Source organism: Paenibacillus favisporus (assembly GCF_040545415.1).
In the GTDB taxonomy this organism is placed as follows: Bacteria; Bacillota; Bacilli; order Paenibacillales; family Paenibacillaceae; genus Paenibacillus_AQ; species Paenibacillus_AQ favisporus.
Window position 1 is genome coordinate 368364 of sequence record NZ_JBEPLV010000005.1, and the last position, 15395, is coordinate 383758.

At 56.4% G+C, this 15395-nt stretch carries 11 protein-coding genes; 9 read left to right on the forward strand and 2 right to left on the reverse strand.

What is annotated here, in order from left to right; genetic code table 11:
* Positions 1–72: 72 nt before the first annotated feature.
* Positions 73–1197, forward strand: a complete 1125-nt coding sequence (locus ABID47_RS23005) for a nitric oxide synthase oxygenase (protein ID WP_354500192.1) — start codon at positions 73–75, stop codon at positions 1195–1197.
* A gap of 122 nt (positions 1198–1319) precedes the next feature.
* Entirely contained in the window at positions 1320–1790 is a 471-nt protein-coding gene (locus ABID47_RS23010) for a hypothetical protein (RefSeq protein ID WP_200634185.1), read from the forward strand.
* Positions 1791–1943: 153 nt separating this feature from the next.
* On the opposite strand, the gene ABID47_RS23015 is transcribed toward ABID47_RS23010, so the two are convergent.
* Both ABID47_RS23015 and ABID47_RS23020 read right to left on the reverse strand, forming a co-directional pair.
* Positions 1944–2264 (reverse strand): antibiotic biosynthesis monooxygenase, encoded by a 321-nt coding sequence (locus ABID47_RS23015; RefSeq protein ID WP_076171875.1) that lies wholly within the window; start codon positions 2262–2264, stop codon positions 1944–1946.
* Positions 2265–2305: 41 nt separating this feature from the next.
* On the reverse strand, positions 2306–3853 hold the full coding sequence (locus ABID47_RS23020) for an FAD-dependent oxidoreductase (RefSeq protein WP_354500195.1): 1548 nt from the start codon (positions 3851–3853) through the stop codon (positions 2306–2308).
* Positions 3854–4063: 210 nt separating this feature from the next.
* On the opposite strand from ABID47_RS23020, the gene ABID47_RS23025 reads away from it, so the two are divergent.
* From ABID47_RS23025 to ABID47_RS23055, 7 genes are all read left to right on the forward strand, one after another.
* Complete coding sequence (locus ABID47_RS23025; protein ID WP_354500197.1) at positions 4064–5005, forward strand: aldo/keto reductase family protein; 942 nt, start codon at positions 4064–4066, stop codon at positions 5003–5005.
* A gap of 242 nt (positions 5006–5247) precedes the next feature.
* A complete protein-coding gene (locus tag ABID47_RS23030) occupies positions 5248–7758 on the forward strand; it encodes a GH39 family glycosyl hydrolase (protein ID WP_354500199.1) in 2511 nt (836 codons plus the stop codon).
* A 301-nt stretch (positions 7759–8059) separates the two neighbouring features.
* Entirely contained in the window at positions 8060–10345 is a 2286-nt protein-coding gene (locus ABID47_RS23035) for a beta-glucosidase family protein (RefSeq protein WP_354500201.1), read from the forward strand.
* A 255-nt stretch (positions 10346–10600) separates the two neighbouring features.
* Positions 10601–11968, forward strand: coding sequence for an MFS transporter (locus tag ABID47_RS23040; protein ID WP_326103762.1), 1368 nt, complete (start codon positions 10601–10603; stop codon positions 11966–11968).
* Positions 11969–12097: 129 nt separating this feature from the next.
* Entirely contained in the window at positions 12098–12505 is a 408-nt protein-coding gene (locus ABID47_RS23045) for a ribbon-helix-helix protein, CopG family (protein ID WP_076171863.1), read from the forward strand.
* A 150-nt stretch (positions 12506–12655) separates the two neighbouring features.
* A complete protein-coding gene (locus tag ABID47_RS23050; RefSeq protein ID WP_251678301.1) occupies positions 12656–13072 on the forward strand; it encodes a MerR family transcriptional regulator in 417 nt (138 codons plus the stop codon).
* A gap of 359 nt (positions 13073–13431) precedes the next feature.
* The gene (locus tag ABID47_RS23055) at positions 13432–15390 is read left to right on the forward strand and encodes a methyl-accepting chemotaxis protein (protein ID WP_354500443.1); all 1959 of its coding nucleotides are present in this window, start codon (positions 13432–13434) and stop codon (positions 15388–15390) included.
* Positions 15391–15395: the final 5 nt, after the last annotated feature.

The window sequence follows — 15395 nt, forward strand, 5'->3', positions numbered from 1 at the left end:
GCTGTGGCTTCGGCGTCTGGCTTATAATAGGGAGAGACAGACCCTTTTTACGAACGACGAGGTGAACGCGGCATGAAGGTGTATGACGTTCTGCAGAAAGATGCGGAAGAATATATATTATTGTGTTACCAGGAGCTTGGCAAGACGGAGGCCGAGACCGTCCGGAGGCTCGCGGAAATCAGGGCCAGCATTGAAGAGACCGGAACGTATGAGCATACGTACGAGGAACTGGTTCACGGGGCAAAAATGGCCTGGCGCAACAGCAACCGCTGCATCGGCCGCCTGTTCTGGGACTCGATGCAGGTCATCGATGAGCGGGGCCTTGAGCGGCCCGGCGACATTGCCGAGGCGCTGCTGCGTCATATCGAACGCGGCACGGGCGGCGGCAAAATCGTGCCGACGATCACGGTATTTAGGCCGTCGGTACCCGGCATGAGCGATATCCGCATCCTGAACCACCAGCTGATCCGCTATGCGGGGTACGAGAACGGCGGAACGACCACCGGTGATCCGGCTTCCGCCCTGTTTACGAGGCTGTGCATGAAACTGGGCTGGACGGGAGAAGGGACGCCCTTCGACGTCCTTCCGCTTGTCATTCAAGGCGGGGAAGGCAGGCCTGAGCTATTTCCCATTCCGCCGGAGCTGGTCATGGAAGTGCCGATCACGCATCCGGATATCCCCGCCTTCGCCGAGCTGGGCCTGCGCTGGTACGCCGTGCCGATCATTTCCGATATGGAACTCGTGATCGGCGGCATCCGCTATACGGCGGCTCCGTTTAACGGTTGGTACATGGTGACCGAGGTCGGTGCGCGAAATTTCGCCGATGAACAGCGGTATAACATGCTGCCGCGGGTGGCGGAGCTGATGGGCTTGTCCACAGCGAGCGAAACCTCGCTCTGGCGGGACCGCGCACTCGTCGAGATGAACGTCGCCGTGCTGCATTCCTACAAGCAGGCGGGGGTCAGCATGGTGGATCACCATACGGCGGCTTCCCAGTTCCGGCTGTTTGAAGAGCGGGAAGCCAGGAGCGGCAGAGAGGTCACCGGGAACTGGACGTGGTTGATCCCGCCGTTATCACCGGCGACGACCCATATTTTTCACCATTCGTATGACAACACGGTCAAGACGCCAAACTTCTTTAAGAGAGAGGCGTCAAACGCTACGCCGGAACAAGCGGGATGCCCTTTTCACCATTAGCATATCGACTCCGACACCCTGCAGACCCGAAAAAAGTGCTTGATTGCTTGTTGCTTTTCGCCTGCTGCGTCGTATAATGATTTATTAGGTTATTTGACATTAAAGGGGATAAAGATAGAGCGTTGAACACCATACATTTGAACGAAATCATCCGTGAGCTGGTCGGACGGTCGGGACTGGGGGTTCAGGTCCGTCTGAGAACACGGTCCCGGGATGGACGCCTGATCGGCGGCAAGTACGGGATGGTTTCCAAGCGGATCACGATGTATACCGGTGTGATCGAGGAACAATGCATGCAGATGTTCGGATCATTGGACCGGGTGGAGGAGTATTTTACGATTGTTCTGGCCCATGAGCTTGGGCATGCCGCGGATCTGGAGCTGCCTGCTCTCTCCGAATCGCTGGAAGACATGAATCTTACTGAGGAACAGCGGATGCGCGTGGCGCTGCAGATTGAAGAGAACGCATGGAACTATGCGCTGGAGCTGATTCCCGAAGCGGATCTGCCCATGATGAGCGCCATTATCGACGAGTCGCTGTATGCGTACCGGCTTCAGGTGGAGGAAGCGGGAGCCGAGGCGGGCATCGCCTGATGTCAGTCGGAATCGGCTGCCGCGGGGTCAGAGGCAGATCAGCTGCATCTTATAAAATAATAAAGGATAGGCTCGGCAGACCCTTTGGATCTCTCGAACCTATCCTTTTCTGGTTGCTCGGGCAAAATCCGCCTGCCCTACAGTATTGACTGCTTATTCCGCTGCGTTCAAAGGGCTGACGACGAGCTCATACTGGTTCAGCGTAGAGCCCAGAAGGACGTCCTTGCTGCCTCCGGCCCCGCGGTGGGAAGCGCGGAAGGACTCGCTCTGCGTCCAGTTTTTAAACGACGCCTCGTCCTCCCAGACGGTGGACACCTTCAGCTCCTCGGCTTCCGCCTCCTTGCTCTTGCCCAGCCATACCTCCATCCGGACAAAGCCCGGCATGTCCTGTACGCCCTTCGCATTCGCAAAACGCTCGGCCACGGCTTGTCCGTGCCCTTCCTTGATCAAAATCGTATTGGTAATGACTATCATAAGGAATCGCCTCCGATTGTGGTATCGTTCCTTAATTCAGTCTACTCGTGTGCATCCAGTTTCTCAAGCGGCTTGATAGCCGGTCCTTCAAACACGACCCCGTCATAGGAAAACCGGGAGCCGTGGCAAGGGCAGTCCCAGGTCCGCTCCGCCGCGTTCCACTCGGTTTCGCAGCCCATATGCGTACACGTGTTATCCACCAGATGAAGATTGCCCTCCGGGTCTTTATAAGCACCGGCTTTTTTACCGTTATGGCGGACCACGGCGCCTTCGTCAGGATTCAGGTCTTCGATCCGGGTGTGGACGAGGCCGACTTTGCCGGAAATCAGCTCTCCAGCCACATCGGCATTTTCCTTCACCAGGTTCATAATCGACGGGTCGGCGAGGAAACGGGACGGCGTGTACAGCTCGCTGTACGGATTGTCCCTGCCGATAATTTGATCCGATAACATCCGCCCGGCGAGGGTACCGCTGGTCATGCCCCATTTGTTGAAGCCGGTTGCGACGTAGATCCCTTCGTCCTTGGACGTAATTTGTCCGATATACGGCACTTTGTCGATGGTGACCAGATCCTGGGTGGACCAGCGGAAAGGAATGCCTTTGCTGCCCAGCAGTTTGCCCCCATAGGCTTCGAGCGCCTCATAGTAGGAGAAGGTGCACATATGCTGCCCGGTTTTATGCCCTTCGCCGCCGACGATGACCACCTCTTCGCCGTTCCAGGAGGCGGCCCGCAGCGAGCGCGTCGGCTTGTCCGCACTGATATACATGCCGCCGGCAAACGCCGTTTCCGGCTTCATAGCCAGCGCATACGAGCGGTCGGCATGCAGCCGCGCGAAATAAAAGCCGCCTTCATCGAGGAACGGGAAGTGGGTAGCAGCGACAACATGGCTGCATTGAATCTTGTGGCTTCCGCGGTAGGTGACGACCGTTAACGGCCCCTCCTTGTCCACCTTATGGACCGTCGTATTCTCATATACTTGTCCGCCAGCCTTCACGAACTCCTCCAACAGACGCCGCAAATAATGCAGCGGATGGAACCGGGCTTGTCCCGGCAGCTTGATGGCACCCGATGCGAACTGAGGAATCGGCAGCTTGCTTACCCATTCGCCGGGGATGCCCAGCTTCTCATAAGCTTCAAATTCCTTCTCCAGCTTATTGAGATCCTTATCCTTCTCCATATATACATAGGCGTCTTCCTCATGGAGACCGCAGTCGATATTCAGCTTGGACGCCGTATCCCGGATGAATTGCAGCGCATCCCGGTTGGCGTGATAATACATTGATGCCCGTTCCTGCCCAAAATGGCTCAGCAGTTCATCGTACAGCATGCCGTGCTGGGCTGTAATTTTGGCGGTCGTATGTGCGGTGGTGCCGTTCAGTACTTTCCCCGCTTCGACCAGGGCGACCTTCAGCCCTTCCCGGGCAAGCAGGTACCCGGTCGTAATTCCCGCAATTCCCGCGCCTACGATAGCAACGTCCACCTTGATGTCTTCCGCCAGACGCGGAAAGGAAGGGAGGTCCGTTGTCGCTCTCCATAAAGATTCAGGGTACTGCGGCAGCTCATTGGATATCGGTTCAGATGGTTGCATAGCATCGTAGCCTCCTAAGTATTTTCATTTCATTTATTACCACTTTTCGCCAAAAAGAAACGGAGCTTGCCCGGGCGGCGGCTTTTCTTCCCTGCGGGGGTTGTTTACAATAGTAGGGAAAGCCTAAATCGTCCTGCGGGCGGGCGGAAAACCGGCCTTAGGGCGGCCAATTGGGGAATCCCGATATGAACAAGGAGGCGCTGAGCAACGATGAAATACCGGAGACTGGGAAGAAGCGGACTGAAAGTGAGTGAAATCAGCCTGGGCAGCTGGCTGACTTACGGCGGATACGTGGAGCGCGAAAATGCAGTTCAGGCGATCCGGACGGCCTATGACGAGGGCGTAAATTTCTTTGACACGGCCAATGTGTACGAGCGGGGTGCGGCCGAGGAACTGTTGGGGCAGACGCTGAAGGCGTACCCGCGGGAGTCTTACGTGCTGGCAACCAAGGTGTTCGGAAAAATGGGGGACGGGCCCAACGACCAGGGACTGTCGCGGAAGCACATTATGGAGCAGTGCGACGCCAGCCTGAAGCGGCTGGGCCACGACTATGTGGACCTGTACTACTGTCACCGGTATGATGCCGATACGCCGATCGACGAAACGCTGCGGGCGTTGGATGACCTGGTTCGCAAGGGCAAGGTGCTGTACGTCGGCGTCAGCATGTGGACCGCGGCGCAGATGGAGGCCGCGCTCGGCACGGCTGACCGCTACCTGCTGGACCGCATCGTCGTAAACCAGCCGGTATACAATATGTTTCAGCGGGAGATCGAGCACGAGGTTATTCCGCTCGGCGAAGCGAAGGGTATCGGCCAGGTCGTTTACTCGCCGCTGGCGCAAGGCTTGCTGACAGGCAAATACACGGCGCCCGGCCAGGCTCCGGAAGGCAGCCGCGCCGCCAAGCTCGGCTGGAAGGAAGACCGCATCAGCGAAGAGAAGATCGCGAAGGTGCGCCAGTTGGAGAAGGTCGCCGCCGAGCTGGACACCAAGGTAGGCCAGCTGGCCCTGGCCTGGATTCTGCGGCAGCCGAATGTGGCAAGCGCGCTGGTGGGGGCGAGCCGTCCGGAGCAGGTCACCGAGAACGTGAAGGCCTCGGGCATTGAGCTTTCGGCGGACGTGCTTGAACGGATCGAACAAATTTTGAACTCCTAATGATCGAATAAGGCATGGCGAAGGCCGTCCTGCAGCGGGTATCCCGATACCGTGCTCGGGGCGGTTTTTTTTTCTCCAGGCCAGGGGTGCATCGCTCGTCTATGCCCACCGGATATCGGGCATGCTCTAGATACGCCAGGGACTTTCCGCCGGCGGCACGGCTTTACATCGGGCGGGGCAGCTTGTAAAGTAGTTCTACGTTGAATCTGTTGCGGCAAGAAAGCCAAGTGGAGGAAATCGGATTGAAACACAGATACGAGTTTATCGAACACCATGAGCATATGCCTTTTACGCTGTTCATCAACAGCATTGACCATATTCCGTTTCATTGGCATAAAGAGCTGGAGCTGATTTACGTCCTCAAAGGCTCGGTGGAAATCCATGTCGCCCAGGAGCGGCTGATTCTGCGGGAAGAGGACCTGCTGGTCATCAACAGCATGGACGTGCACAAAATCGACAAGACCGGCGAGGCCAACGTCCTGCTTACCCTGCAGGTCGATCCCGGCACGGTTCAGGCCCAGCCGCAGCAGTCCAAAAACCGGATCGACTGCAGCTCCGTGAACGCCCGGGGTGCGGACGAAGCCCGCTTTGCGCCCATCCGCTCCGGCCTTGCCCAAATGATGTGGGAGCTGAACAAGCGGGAGGACGGATACGGCGACAAAGTGATGGGGCATCTGCATCTCCTGCTGGGCCAGCTGGTTCGATATTTCGCTACCGCGGAGCGGCTGGACGACAGCGCGAATGCGAGCGACGTGGATCTCGAGCGCCTTCGCCGGATCATTCAATACGTGGACGAGAACTATATGTACAAAATTAACCTGAACCAGATGGCCGAACAGGAGCATTTGAGCTTCTATTATTTTTCCCACTTTTTCAAAAGCAAGATCGGCATCTCCTTTCAGAAATATTTGACCCTCATCCGTTTGGAAAAAGCGGAGACGATGCTGAGGGAGACGACGAGCAACATTATCGACATCGCCGCGGACTGCGGGTTCGCCAATGTGAAGCTGTTTAACAAGAGCTTTAAGGAAAAAATGGGCGTGACGCCTTCCGAGTACCGGCAGAAGCATGAGCGGCAGAGCGGAGGAGCGGATGACAAGCATCTTCCTTTTACGAGAGATACATCGGAGAGCGGCTCCTACATCAAGGTCGATACGGTAAAAGTGCTGGAGGGCCTGTACCGGCATCTGCCGCAGGTTGAAGCCGCAGCGCCGTCCGTGCCGCCCGCCCCTGCCCGGAGCGTTGAGGAAAGCCTCGTTCTGGATGCGGCCGCTCCCGGGGAATCGTACGAGCCTCACTGGAACCGGCTGCTTACGGCAGGAAGGGCCGCCGAAGGGCTGCGCGAGGACTGGCGGAAGCAGCTGGCGGAAATCCAGGCGGAGCAGCCGTTTCAACATATCCGGTTCCACGGCATTTTCAATGACGAGATGATGATTTACGACGAATCCGAGGACGGGACTCCGCGGTACAATTGGAGTTATGCCGATGAGCTGTACGATTTTTTGCTGGGTCAAGGGATACGTCCCTTCGTTGGGCTCGGGTTTATGCCCGGCAAGCTGAAGCGTTCGGATGAGACCCTCTTTTGGTGGAAAGGGAACATATCGCCGCCGAAGGATATGGCCAAGTGGTCGGAGCTCATCCGCCAGTTTGTCCGGCATCTGGTCAACCGCTACGGCATGGAAGAGGTGCGGCAGTGGTACTTTGAAGTGTGGAACGAGCCGGATGCCATCGAGATCTGCTGGTCGGGGACGAAAGAGGAATATTTCGAATTTTACGCCGCCACCGCGCTGGCGATCAAGTCGGTCTCCCCGGATCTCCGGGTCGGCGGGCCGGCGCTGAATTATATTACCGTGTGGGAGACGGACTGGATTCAGACCTTCCTGCAGTACTGCCACGAGCACCGGGTGGATATCGATTTCTTTTCCTTCCACAGCTATTCGGAATATTGGCCCGGGGACGAGCACTCCGGTGGTCTATCCCATACACAGCCGCCGGAATTTTTTGTGGATACGATCCACAAGGTCCGCGAACGGATCGCCGATTCTCCGGCGGAGGCATTGGAGCTGCATCTGACGGAATGGAACTTTTCCTTGTATCCGCACAATCTGCTGCATGACACGATGTTCATGGCGCCGTTTATTATCAAAAACGCGATCGATTCCATCGGCCTGCTGCAGTCGCTCGGGTTTTGGACGTTCACCGACATTTTTGAGGAGATGCGGGCGGGAGACAGCCCGTTTCACGGCGGATTCGGGCTTATCAGCATGCACGGGCTCAAGAAGCCCTCCTATTACGCTTTTGCGCTGCTGAACAAGCTCGGCCGCCGGATCTTGGCCAGAGGACCGTATTATATTGCGACCGAGGAGAACGGAGACATCCAGGTGCTGCTGTACAACTATACACATGTGGACAGCTTGTACGCCAAAGGCGAATGGTCGGGCATCAGCGAGCAAAACCGGTACAACGTGTTTGAAAGCAAGGAGGCGCTGGACGTCAGCCTCGACATTCGCGGTTTGCAGGGGGATTACAAGGTGTCGCACTACACCCTGGACCGGGAGCACGGATCGGTGTTTGACGCATGGCAGGCGATGGGAGCGCCGGACTTTCCCAGTAAGGATGAGGTCGCCTATCTGCGCCGCCAAAGCGGGCCCGACTTGAAGGTCTCCCAAATCCGGGACACTTCTTCCTATACCGTTCGGGTCACCGTACCGCCGCACGGCGTGCAGCTGATCACACTCCATAAACAGTATTGAACACGGCTCCGAAATTTCCCGTTCCGCGGACGGAAATTCGGGGCTGTTTGCGAGATGCCTGCAGCAGCCGGGGATGACCGCAAAAAAAGGGGTGCTTTTAGGCAAAAGAGAACAAGAACGGGCTTTTGCTTCAGGGTTAGAATGAGAACAAGCAGTCATTTGTTGATTCTGCAAACGTCTACATGGAATGAACTAAAGAAATGGATGTTATAGGCCCGGTTGGACCGTAATATAACAGGAAGTTTCATGCAAAACTTTAGTTCAGTCTATGTACAATCCATGATTAAAGGAATGAGTCATCATGAATACATCCATAGATAAGCTGCTGAAATCGCTGACCCTGGAAGAGAAAGCGGCGCTCGTCGCGGGAGCCGACATGTGGAAAACGCAAGAGATTGAACGGGCGGGCGTTCCGTCCATTACGATGTTTGACGGTACCAACGGCGTCCGCAAGCCCGGAAGCACGCAGGAAATGGGATTGTTTTCGGAAAATATGCCGGCGACCTGCTATCCGACTGGCGTGGCGCTGGGGTCCACCTGGAACACAGAGCTCATTGAGGAAGTGGGCGAAGCCCTCGGCCGGGAAAGTCTGGCGCTGGATACGCAGATTCTGCTTGGACCCGGTGTCAATATGAAGCGCTCTCCGCTTGGCGGACGGAACTTCGAGTATTATTCTGAAGATCCGGTGCTGACCGGGGAGCTGGGCGCGGCCATGGTGAACGGGCTGCAGCGCATGGGCGTCGGCGCATCGGTCAAGCATTTTGCCGGCAACAATCAGGAGACCGAGAAGATGGTTTCGAATTCCGTTGTGGATGAACGCACTCTGCGGGAAATCTACTTGACCGCGTTTGAAATCATCGTCAAGAAGGCGAATCCTTGGACGGTGATGACCTCGTACAACCTGCTGAATGGAACCTATACCAGCGAGCATGATTTTCTGCTGCGCCAGGTGCTGCGCGAAGAATGGGGCTATGACGGGGTCGTCATGTCGGACTGGACGGCCGTCCACGACCGACTGAAGAGCCTGCGGGCCGGGCTTGACCTGGAAATGCCGGGACCGGCGAAATACAACGCCGTGAAGCTGGTTTCCGCCGTGCAGAGCGGCGAGCTGGACGAGAGCGTGCTGGATGCGTCCGTGCGGCGCATGCTGGAGCTGGTCGCCAAGGTCACCGCCGCAGCCGGCAGCAAGGAAGTGCGGCAGCCTTGGGACGTGGACGCGCACCATGAGCTGGCGCGCCGGGCCGCAGCGGAGAGCATTGTTCTGCTGAAGAACGAGAACGGCATCCTGCCGCTTGCGGCCGGGAAGCTCCGCCGGCTGGCCGTCATTGGCCAGAAGGCCAAGAAGCCGCGCTACCAGGGCGGCGGCAGCGCACGGGTTACGCCGACCCGCCTGGACATCCCGTACGATGAAATCGCGGCGATGGTTGGCGGGGAGGACCATCTGGCGTACGCGGAAGGGTACCGCAACGACAACGAGCCGGACGACGCTCTGATCGAAGAGAGCGTGCGGCTGGCCAGCCAGGCAGAAGCGGCTGTCCTTTTCGTCGGCCAGCCTGAAGGCACGGAATCCGAAGGTTACGACAGCAAAACGATCGACCTGCCGCCGGCCCAGGTGAAGCTGATCCAGGAAGTTGCCGCGGCTCAGCCGAACTGCATCGTCGTCCTGTGCAACGGTACGGCGGTGGCGATGCAGGAATGGATCGGCGGCGTGCCGGCCGTGCTGGAGATGTGGCTGTCCGGACAGGGCAGCGGCCGGGCCGTGGCGGACATCCTGTTTGGGCGGGTGAACCCTTCCGGCAAGCTGTCCGAGACGTTCCCGGTGAAGCTGTCAGACACGCCGTCCTACCTTACATTCGGCGACGGCAACCAGCAGGCGGTGTACAGCGAAGGGATTTTTACCGGTTACCGCTATTACGACAAAAAGGAGCTTGAGCCGCTGTTCCCGTTCGGACACGGCTTGTCCTACACGTCGTTTGAGTACGGCAGCCTGCGCACCCGCACTGCCAGCGGGGTGACGACGGTCGAAGTGGATATCCGTAACGCGGGGGAACGCGCGGGTCAGGAGGTCGTCCAGCTCTATGTTCAGGACGAAGAGAGCCGCCTGATCCGGCCGGTCAAGGAGCTGAAGGGCTTCTGCAAATTGCAGCTGGAGCCCGGGGAAACGAAGACTGCCGTCTTTACGCTGACCCCGCGGGATTTCTCTTACTATGATCCCAAGCGGGGGCAATGGGTGGCGGAAAGCGGCTGGTTCACGCTCATGGCCGGCAGCTCCTCTGCGGATATCCGTGCGACGGTACGGATAGACATGGCTTTTGAGGCGCAGCGGAGTCCAAGTCTGCACCAGTACAGCCTCATTCGCGACTGGATGGCGGAGCCCCGGTCCCGGGAAGTGCTGGAGCGGTTCATGGAGCGTATGAACGGGCAAATTTCCGATCCAATTTCGCTAAGCGAACAGTCGCTTGAGTTTCTTGGTGACTTTCCGTTCATCAAGCTGATCCAGCTGTACGGTCAGGAATTGCTGATTGAGCGCTCGCCTGAATCGATGGTCGACGAGCTGCTTGCTTCGGTTCACCAGACGAAGGTTTAAGCACAGCCCATAACGTTCACTCTATAAGGTACGGCTGTTCTTTGGAACGGCTGTACCTTTTTTGCGCTTTTCGGGCATCATGATTTCCCTAACTGCCGCCGGGACCCGGATGCAGCCGGACCGGTTCAACAAAAAACGTGAAGGTTCTGAGCAAAAAACGCGATGAAAGCGATATCAAGCGTTTCCTATAATTGAATATATCAGGAGCTCACCTAAACATCCTGAATGAAGAATTTTTGAAAGTGGGGCAATCACATGGGAGCTAAAACATCAGCGGCATCAGTGTACGGCAAGCTCAGCTCATTCAGAATGATGGGATACGGGCTGGGCGACGCGGCCAACAACTTCGTGTGGGGCATGACGTCGGTCTACCTGATGTTCTTCTACACGGACGTCTACGGCATCAGCCCGGCGGCCGTCGCATCGCTGTTTCTGGTCGCCCGGTTCTTGGATGCCATTTTTGACCCGATCATCGGGATGATCGTCGATAAAACGAATTCAAGATGGGGACGCTTCAGACCTTATTTATTGTTCGGCAGCATTCCGCTGTCGGTTATGTTCGTATTATGCTTCTCGACGCCGGATATGGGGAACACCGGTAAACTGGTTTATGCGTACGTGACTTATATTTTGCTCGGATTTCTGTATTCTCTGGTCAACATTCCTTATTCGGCCATGTCGCCTGTCATTACACAGGATCAGAGAGACCGCACGAAGCTGATGACATACCGCATGATCTTCGCCAATGTTGCGACGCTCATCGTATCGTATGCCACCAGCCCGCTGGCCAGCTGGTTCGGCGGCGACAACACTGCCAAAGGCTATCAATACACGGTGGGGCTGTACGCCATCGTAGCGATCGTGCTGCTGCTGGGCTGCTTCAAGAGCACGCAGGAGCGGATTCCGATCCAGAAGGAAGTCAGCACCACGGGCGGTTTGAAAACGTTAGCGAAAAACAGACCGCTCCTGCTCTCGTCCTTTGCCATGATGCTGAGCGGCGGGGCCAATACGATTTTCTTCGCCATTCCGGCGTATTATTTCAAATATAATGTAGGCCGGGAAGACCTGGCGGCGTATTACATCCCGGTGGTCCTCCTGATGGGCATGATCGGCATGGCCTGCGTTCCATTTGTGGAAAAGAGAATCGGCAAGAAAAACACGCTTCAGCTCGCCTTTCTGATCACGATCGTCGGCAGCGTGTGTCTGTACTTTACGAGCTACAGCAGCATTACGCTGATCTTTATCTTCTCGGCTTTGATCGGCTTGACCCTCACCGTGCCGTGGGTCGTCGGCTGGACGATGGCGGCGGACTCGGTTGACTACGGCGAATGGAAAACCGGGGTCCGGGCCGAAGGTATCAGCTACGCTTCCTTCAGTTTCGCCCAGAAGGTCGCGACGGCGCTTGCCGGCTCGCTCTCTGGTATTCTGCTTACGCTGACCGGGTATGTGGCTAACCAGGCACAGACGGTTACCGCGCTGCACGGTATCGCTTTTTCGCTCACGCTGGCTCCGGCCATTCTGACGCTGGGCGCGATGGTCCTGATCTTCTTCTATAATTTGACGGATCGCAAATACGCCGAAATCATTCAGGAGCTGGAACAGCGCAAAGCGCAGCAGGCTTAAATTACGATGCAGCTGGACAAGGCAGTCAATCTTAGGGTTGGCTGCCTTGCTTTTGTTATTTGTGTTGACAATGTGTACACATTGTGTATAATCGTACGTATATGGATGCCAAAATAGGAGGAACGACCAATGGATTCAAGCTTGCATATCCGTCTCCCGAAAGAGCTGAAAGAAAGCTTTCAACAGGCGGCAAAGGATAATCATAAGGATACTTCCACCCTGGTCAGGGACTGGATTGCCGATTATGTCGCCGAGCACCGCAAAACCGACGAAGAAACGGCGGCTGATTTGTATGTGGCGGGTTACCGGCTGCAGCAGGAGCTAGGAGGGAGGGAGCAGATCGATAAGGACTTTGTAAAGCAGCTTCAGGAGTTCTCTCTAACGGATCAAAAACAATTCACGCACCGAATCCTCTCGATGTATCTGGAACATGATCTGACCGTTCCCGCGATTGTTCAGAAGCTTCATGGCGGGTTTGCTTATTCCCAAATGTTTTTGCTTGGTTTGATCGGAGAAAAACCGAAGGACAGCGTTTAGTGCTTTTCTGCCCCCTATTCATGAGCGCCTGACGGCGTTTCGATTGTTTTCTCATTTGCCTTGAGTCCCCCGCCTGCCGCTCTCCGCGCATTGGCATTCCGCCGGGGAGAACGATATACTTGGGGGAGAACCTTGAATGGGAGGAACGGAATGGACTGGCTTAAAATTGACGATGTGGCGAAGGAAACCGGCCTGACCAAGCGCACGATCCGCTACTATGAGGAAATCGGCCTGATCAAATCACCCGAGCGTTCGGACGGAGGCATGCGTTTATATACGGAAGAAGACGTGCAGCATTTGAAAAATATCGTGTTGGCCCGCAAGGTGCTCGGCTTCTCTCTGCAGGAGATTCAAGAGTATTTGCAGATTCATGAGCAGGTGGAGCTCCACCGCAGCAAGTTTTCGTCCTCGTCCGACGACGACCAGCGCACGGCTGAGCTCGAGCAGATGGGGGAAGCGGTTACCAAGCAGATCGGCCTGCTGGACGTCAAAATCCAGGAGATCGCCCGCGTTCGGGAAGAGCTCGTGGCGCTGCAGGAACGGATTACGAACGCGTTAAAACGATAGTCTGCCTTCAGAGGCAAACAGCGATGACTTTATTTACCGGGAGTCAATAATCAGCAGCGAGTCGGCAAGCAGTCTGGGTGCATAGCACCAGGCTGTTTTTTTGTGCAAAACGCCGTATCCCTCGGAGAAAATGCCCTTGACTCTATCGGATGAATGACGCCTGGGAAATGCCTTTACTAGTTCTTATTACCTATTGATAAGTTCAAAATTATTAAAGAAAATGGATATATGTAGAAATGTTATGGGGATGAGCGAGAACAATCTATGATAATATGCTCATATAGACCGTGACTCAAGTAACAAGTTTGAGGGTGGGAGATACAGATTACCCAGTAGAAAGGAAACTGCTAGTGAAACGAATGTCGCTGTCCATTAAACGAAAGTTGCTGGTATCGTATCTCGTCGTACTGATCATTCCCAGCGTCATGATCGGAATGCTGTCTTACCAGTCGGCCAAGGGGAAAATTGAGGGAACGCTGATGAGCAACGCCCTGGAGAGCAGCCAATCCGCTGACCGGATCATCACGCAGAACATCCAGGCCAAGGTGGATGATCTCGCTTACCTGATTCAGCAGCCTTATGTAGCCAGTGCTGAAAGCGATCCCACCGGCAAGGGAGGCGAGCTCAAAGCTCAACTGAGGCAGTATCTTACCATGCATAAGGAGGTCAAGGATATATTGCTGGGCACAGATAGCGGCGATTTCGTCCGGGCCTCCGAGGACCCGCTGCCGGAACGGTACGACGTCCGCAAGCAGGACTGGTATATCCGGGCGATCAAGCAGGGGAAGGGCGCGACCATCTCGCCGGTGTTTAAAGCGGCCAACGGCCAAATGTCCGCTTCCATCGCCCAGATGCTCCCATCAGGCAAAGGCGTCATGTCGATCGAGCTCAATCTGGATACGATTCGCAGCCTGACCCAAATGAAGCTGGGCAAGGACGGATACATCGTGATCGTCGATACGGCAAAAAACTATGTGGTGCATCCGGACAAGACGGGGGAACCCGCGGAAGAAGTGGTGACCAAGCATCTGTTTGCCGGCCAAGAAGGAACATTCAGCTATACATACGAAAATGAGAAGAAGCGGGCGTCCTTCACGACGAACGAGCTCACCGGGTGGAAAATAGCCGGAACGATGTACGACAAAGAGGTGGCCGGTGCCGTCAGCGGTATCCGCAACACGGTGATCCTGGTCATTTCGATATCCATTCTGGCCGCCCTGGCCATCATCCTGTTCAATATCCGCTCGATCATTAAGCCGATTTCTGCGCTCACCTTGGCGACCGAGCGCATCAGCAAGGGGGATTTGCGGGAGGATCTGGACACGGCGAAGAGGGACGAGATCGGCAATCTCAGCCGTCACTTCCAGACGATGGTGGACAATCTCCGCACCATGATCGTCAGTGTCCAGGAAATCACGGATCACGTGAACGCGTCTGCCAAGGGGCTGGCTGCAGGCGCTGATCAGACGACCAAAGCGATCGAGCATGTGACCGAAGCTATCCAGGAGGTCGCCGCCGGAAGTGAGCAGCAGCTTCGCAGTGTGGAGCAGAGCATGGTGAGCATGGAGGTCATGTCCAAGGAGTCTGAGCGGATTCGGGCCAACATGGACGATGTCATGCAGACGATGCAGCGGACGACCCAGTCGGCGGAAGAAGGCAACGCGGCCGTGATCAGCGTCACGGACAAAATCCAGAGCATCCACGAGACGGTCAGCGACCTCGACGGCATCGTGGATACGATGAACGAGCGTACTTCCCAAATCGGCGAAATCGTCAATTTGATCACAGGCATTGCCCAGCAGACCCACCTCTTGGCGCTGAACGCGTCGATCGAGGCGGCCAGGGCCGGAGAGCATGGACGGGGCTTCGCGGTCGTCGCCATCGAGGTGCGGAAGCTGTCGGAGCAGTCGGAGCAATCGGCCCAGCGGATCGAGACGCTCGTCAGCGGCATGAAGGGTGAGATGACACGGATTCTGTCCGCCATGAACGATGCGAAGACGAGGGTGTCCGAGGGCATCGAAGCGGTGGATTTGACAGGACGGTCGTTCACGCGGATCCGCAAGGCCGTCAAAGGAGCCAGCGCGGACATCGCCTCGGCCGCCGAGGCTTCGCGCTCGCTTGCGCAGAGCGGCGAAAGCGTCGAACAGTCGATTCGGCTCATTCAGGGGTATTCGGAAGCAGCTGCAGGCAACACACAGGCCGTATCGGCTTCCGCCCAGGAACAGCTTGCCTCCATTGAGGAGATTGCCTCTTCGGCGGCCAGTCTGAACAAGCTGGCTGAGCAGCTGCTCGAGCAGGTCGCACAATTTAAAATCTAATAGGC

What these genes read in the sequence shown, in the direction of transcription:
- ABID47_RS23055 (WP_354500443.1), top strand. Translation starts at nt 13,432, where the DNA reads ATGTCGCTGTCCATTAAACGAAAGTTGCTGGTATCGTATCTCGTCGTA.
- ABID47_RS23020 (WP_354500195.1), bottom strand. Translation starts at nt 3,853, where the DNA reads ATGCAACCATCTGAACCGATATCCAATGAGCTGCCGCAGTACCCTGAA.
- ABID47_RS23025 (WP_354500197.1), top strand. Translation starts at nt 4,064, where the DNA reads ATGAAATACCGGAGACTGGGAAGAAGCGGACTGAAAGTGAGTGAAATC.
- ABID47_RS23005 (WP_354500192.1), top strand. Translation starts at nt 73, where the DNA reads ATGAAGGTGTATGACGTTCTGCAGAAAGATGCGGAAGAATATATATTA.
- ABID47_RS23040 (WP_326103762.1), top strand. Translation starts at nt 10,601, where the DNA reads ATGGGAGCTAAAACATCAGCGGCATCAGTGTACGGCAAGCTCAGCTCA.
- ABID47_RS23035 (WP_354500201.1), top strand. Translation starts at nt 8,060, where the DNA reads ATGAATACATCCATAGATAAGCTGCTGAAATCGCTGACCCTGGAAGAG.
- ABID47_RS23015 (WP_076171875.1), bottom strand. Translation starts at nt 2,264, where the DNA reads ATGATAGTCATTACCAATACGATTTTGATCAAGGAAGGGCACGGACAA.
- ABID47_RS23050 (WP_251678301.1), top strand. Translation starts at nt 12,656, where the DNA reads ATGGACTGGCTTAAAATTGACGATGTGGCGAAGGAAACCGGCCTGACC.
- ABID47_RS23045 (WP_076171863.1), top strand. Translation starts at nt 12,098, where the DNA reads ATGGATTCAAGCTTGCATATCCGTCTCCCGAAAGAGCTGAAAGAAAGC.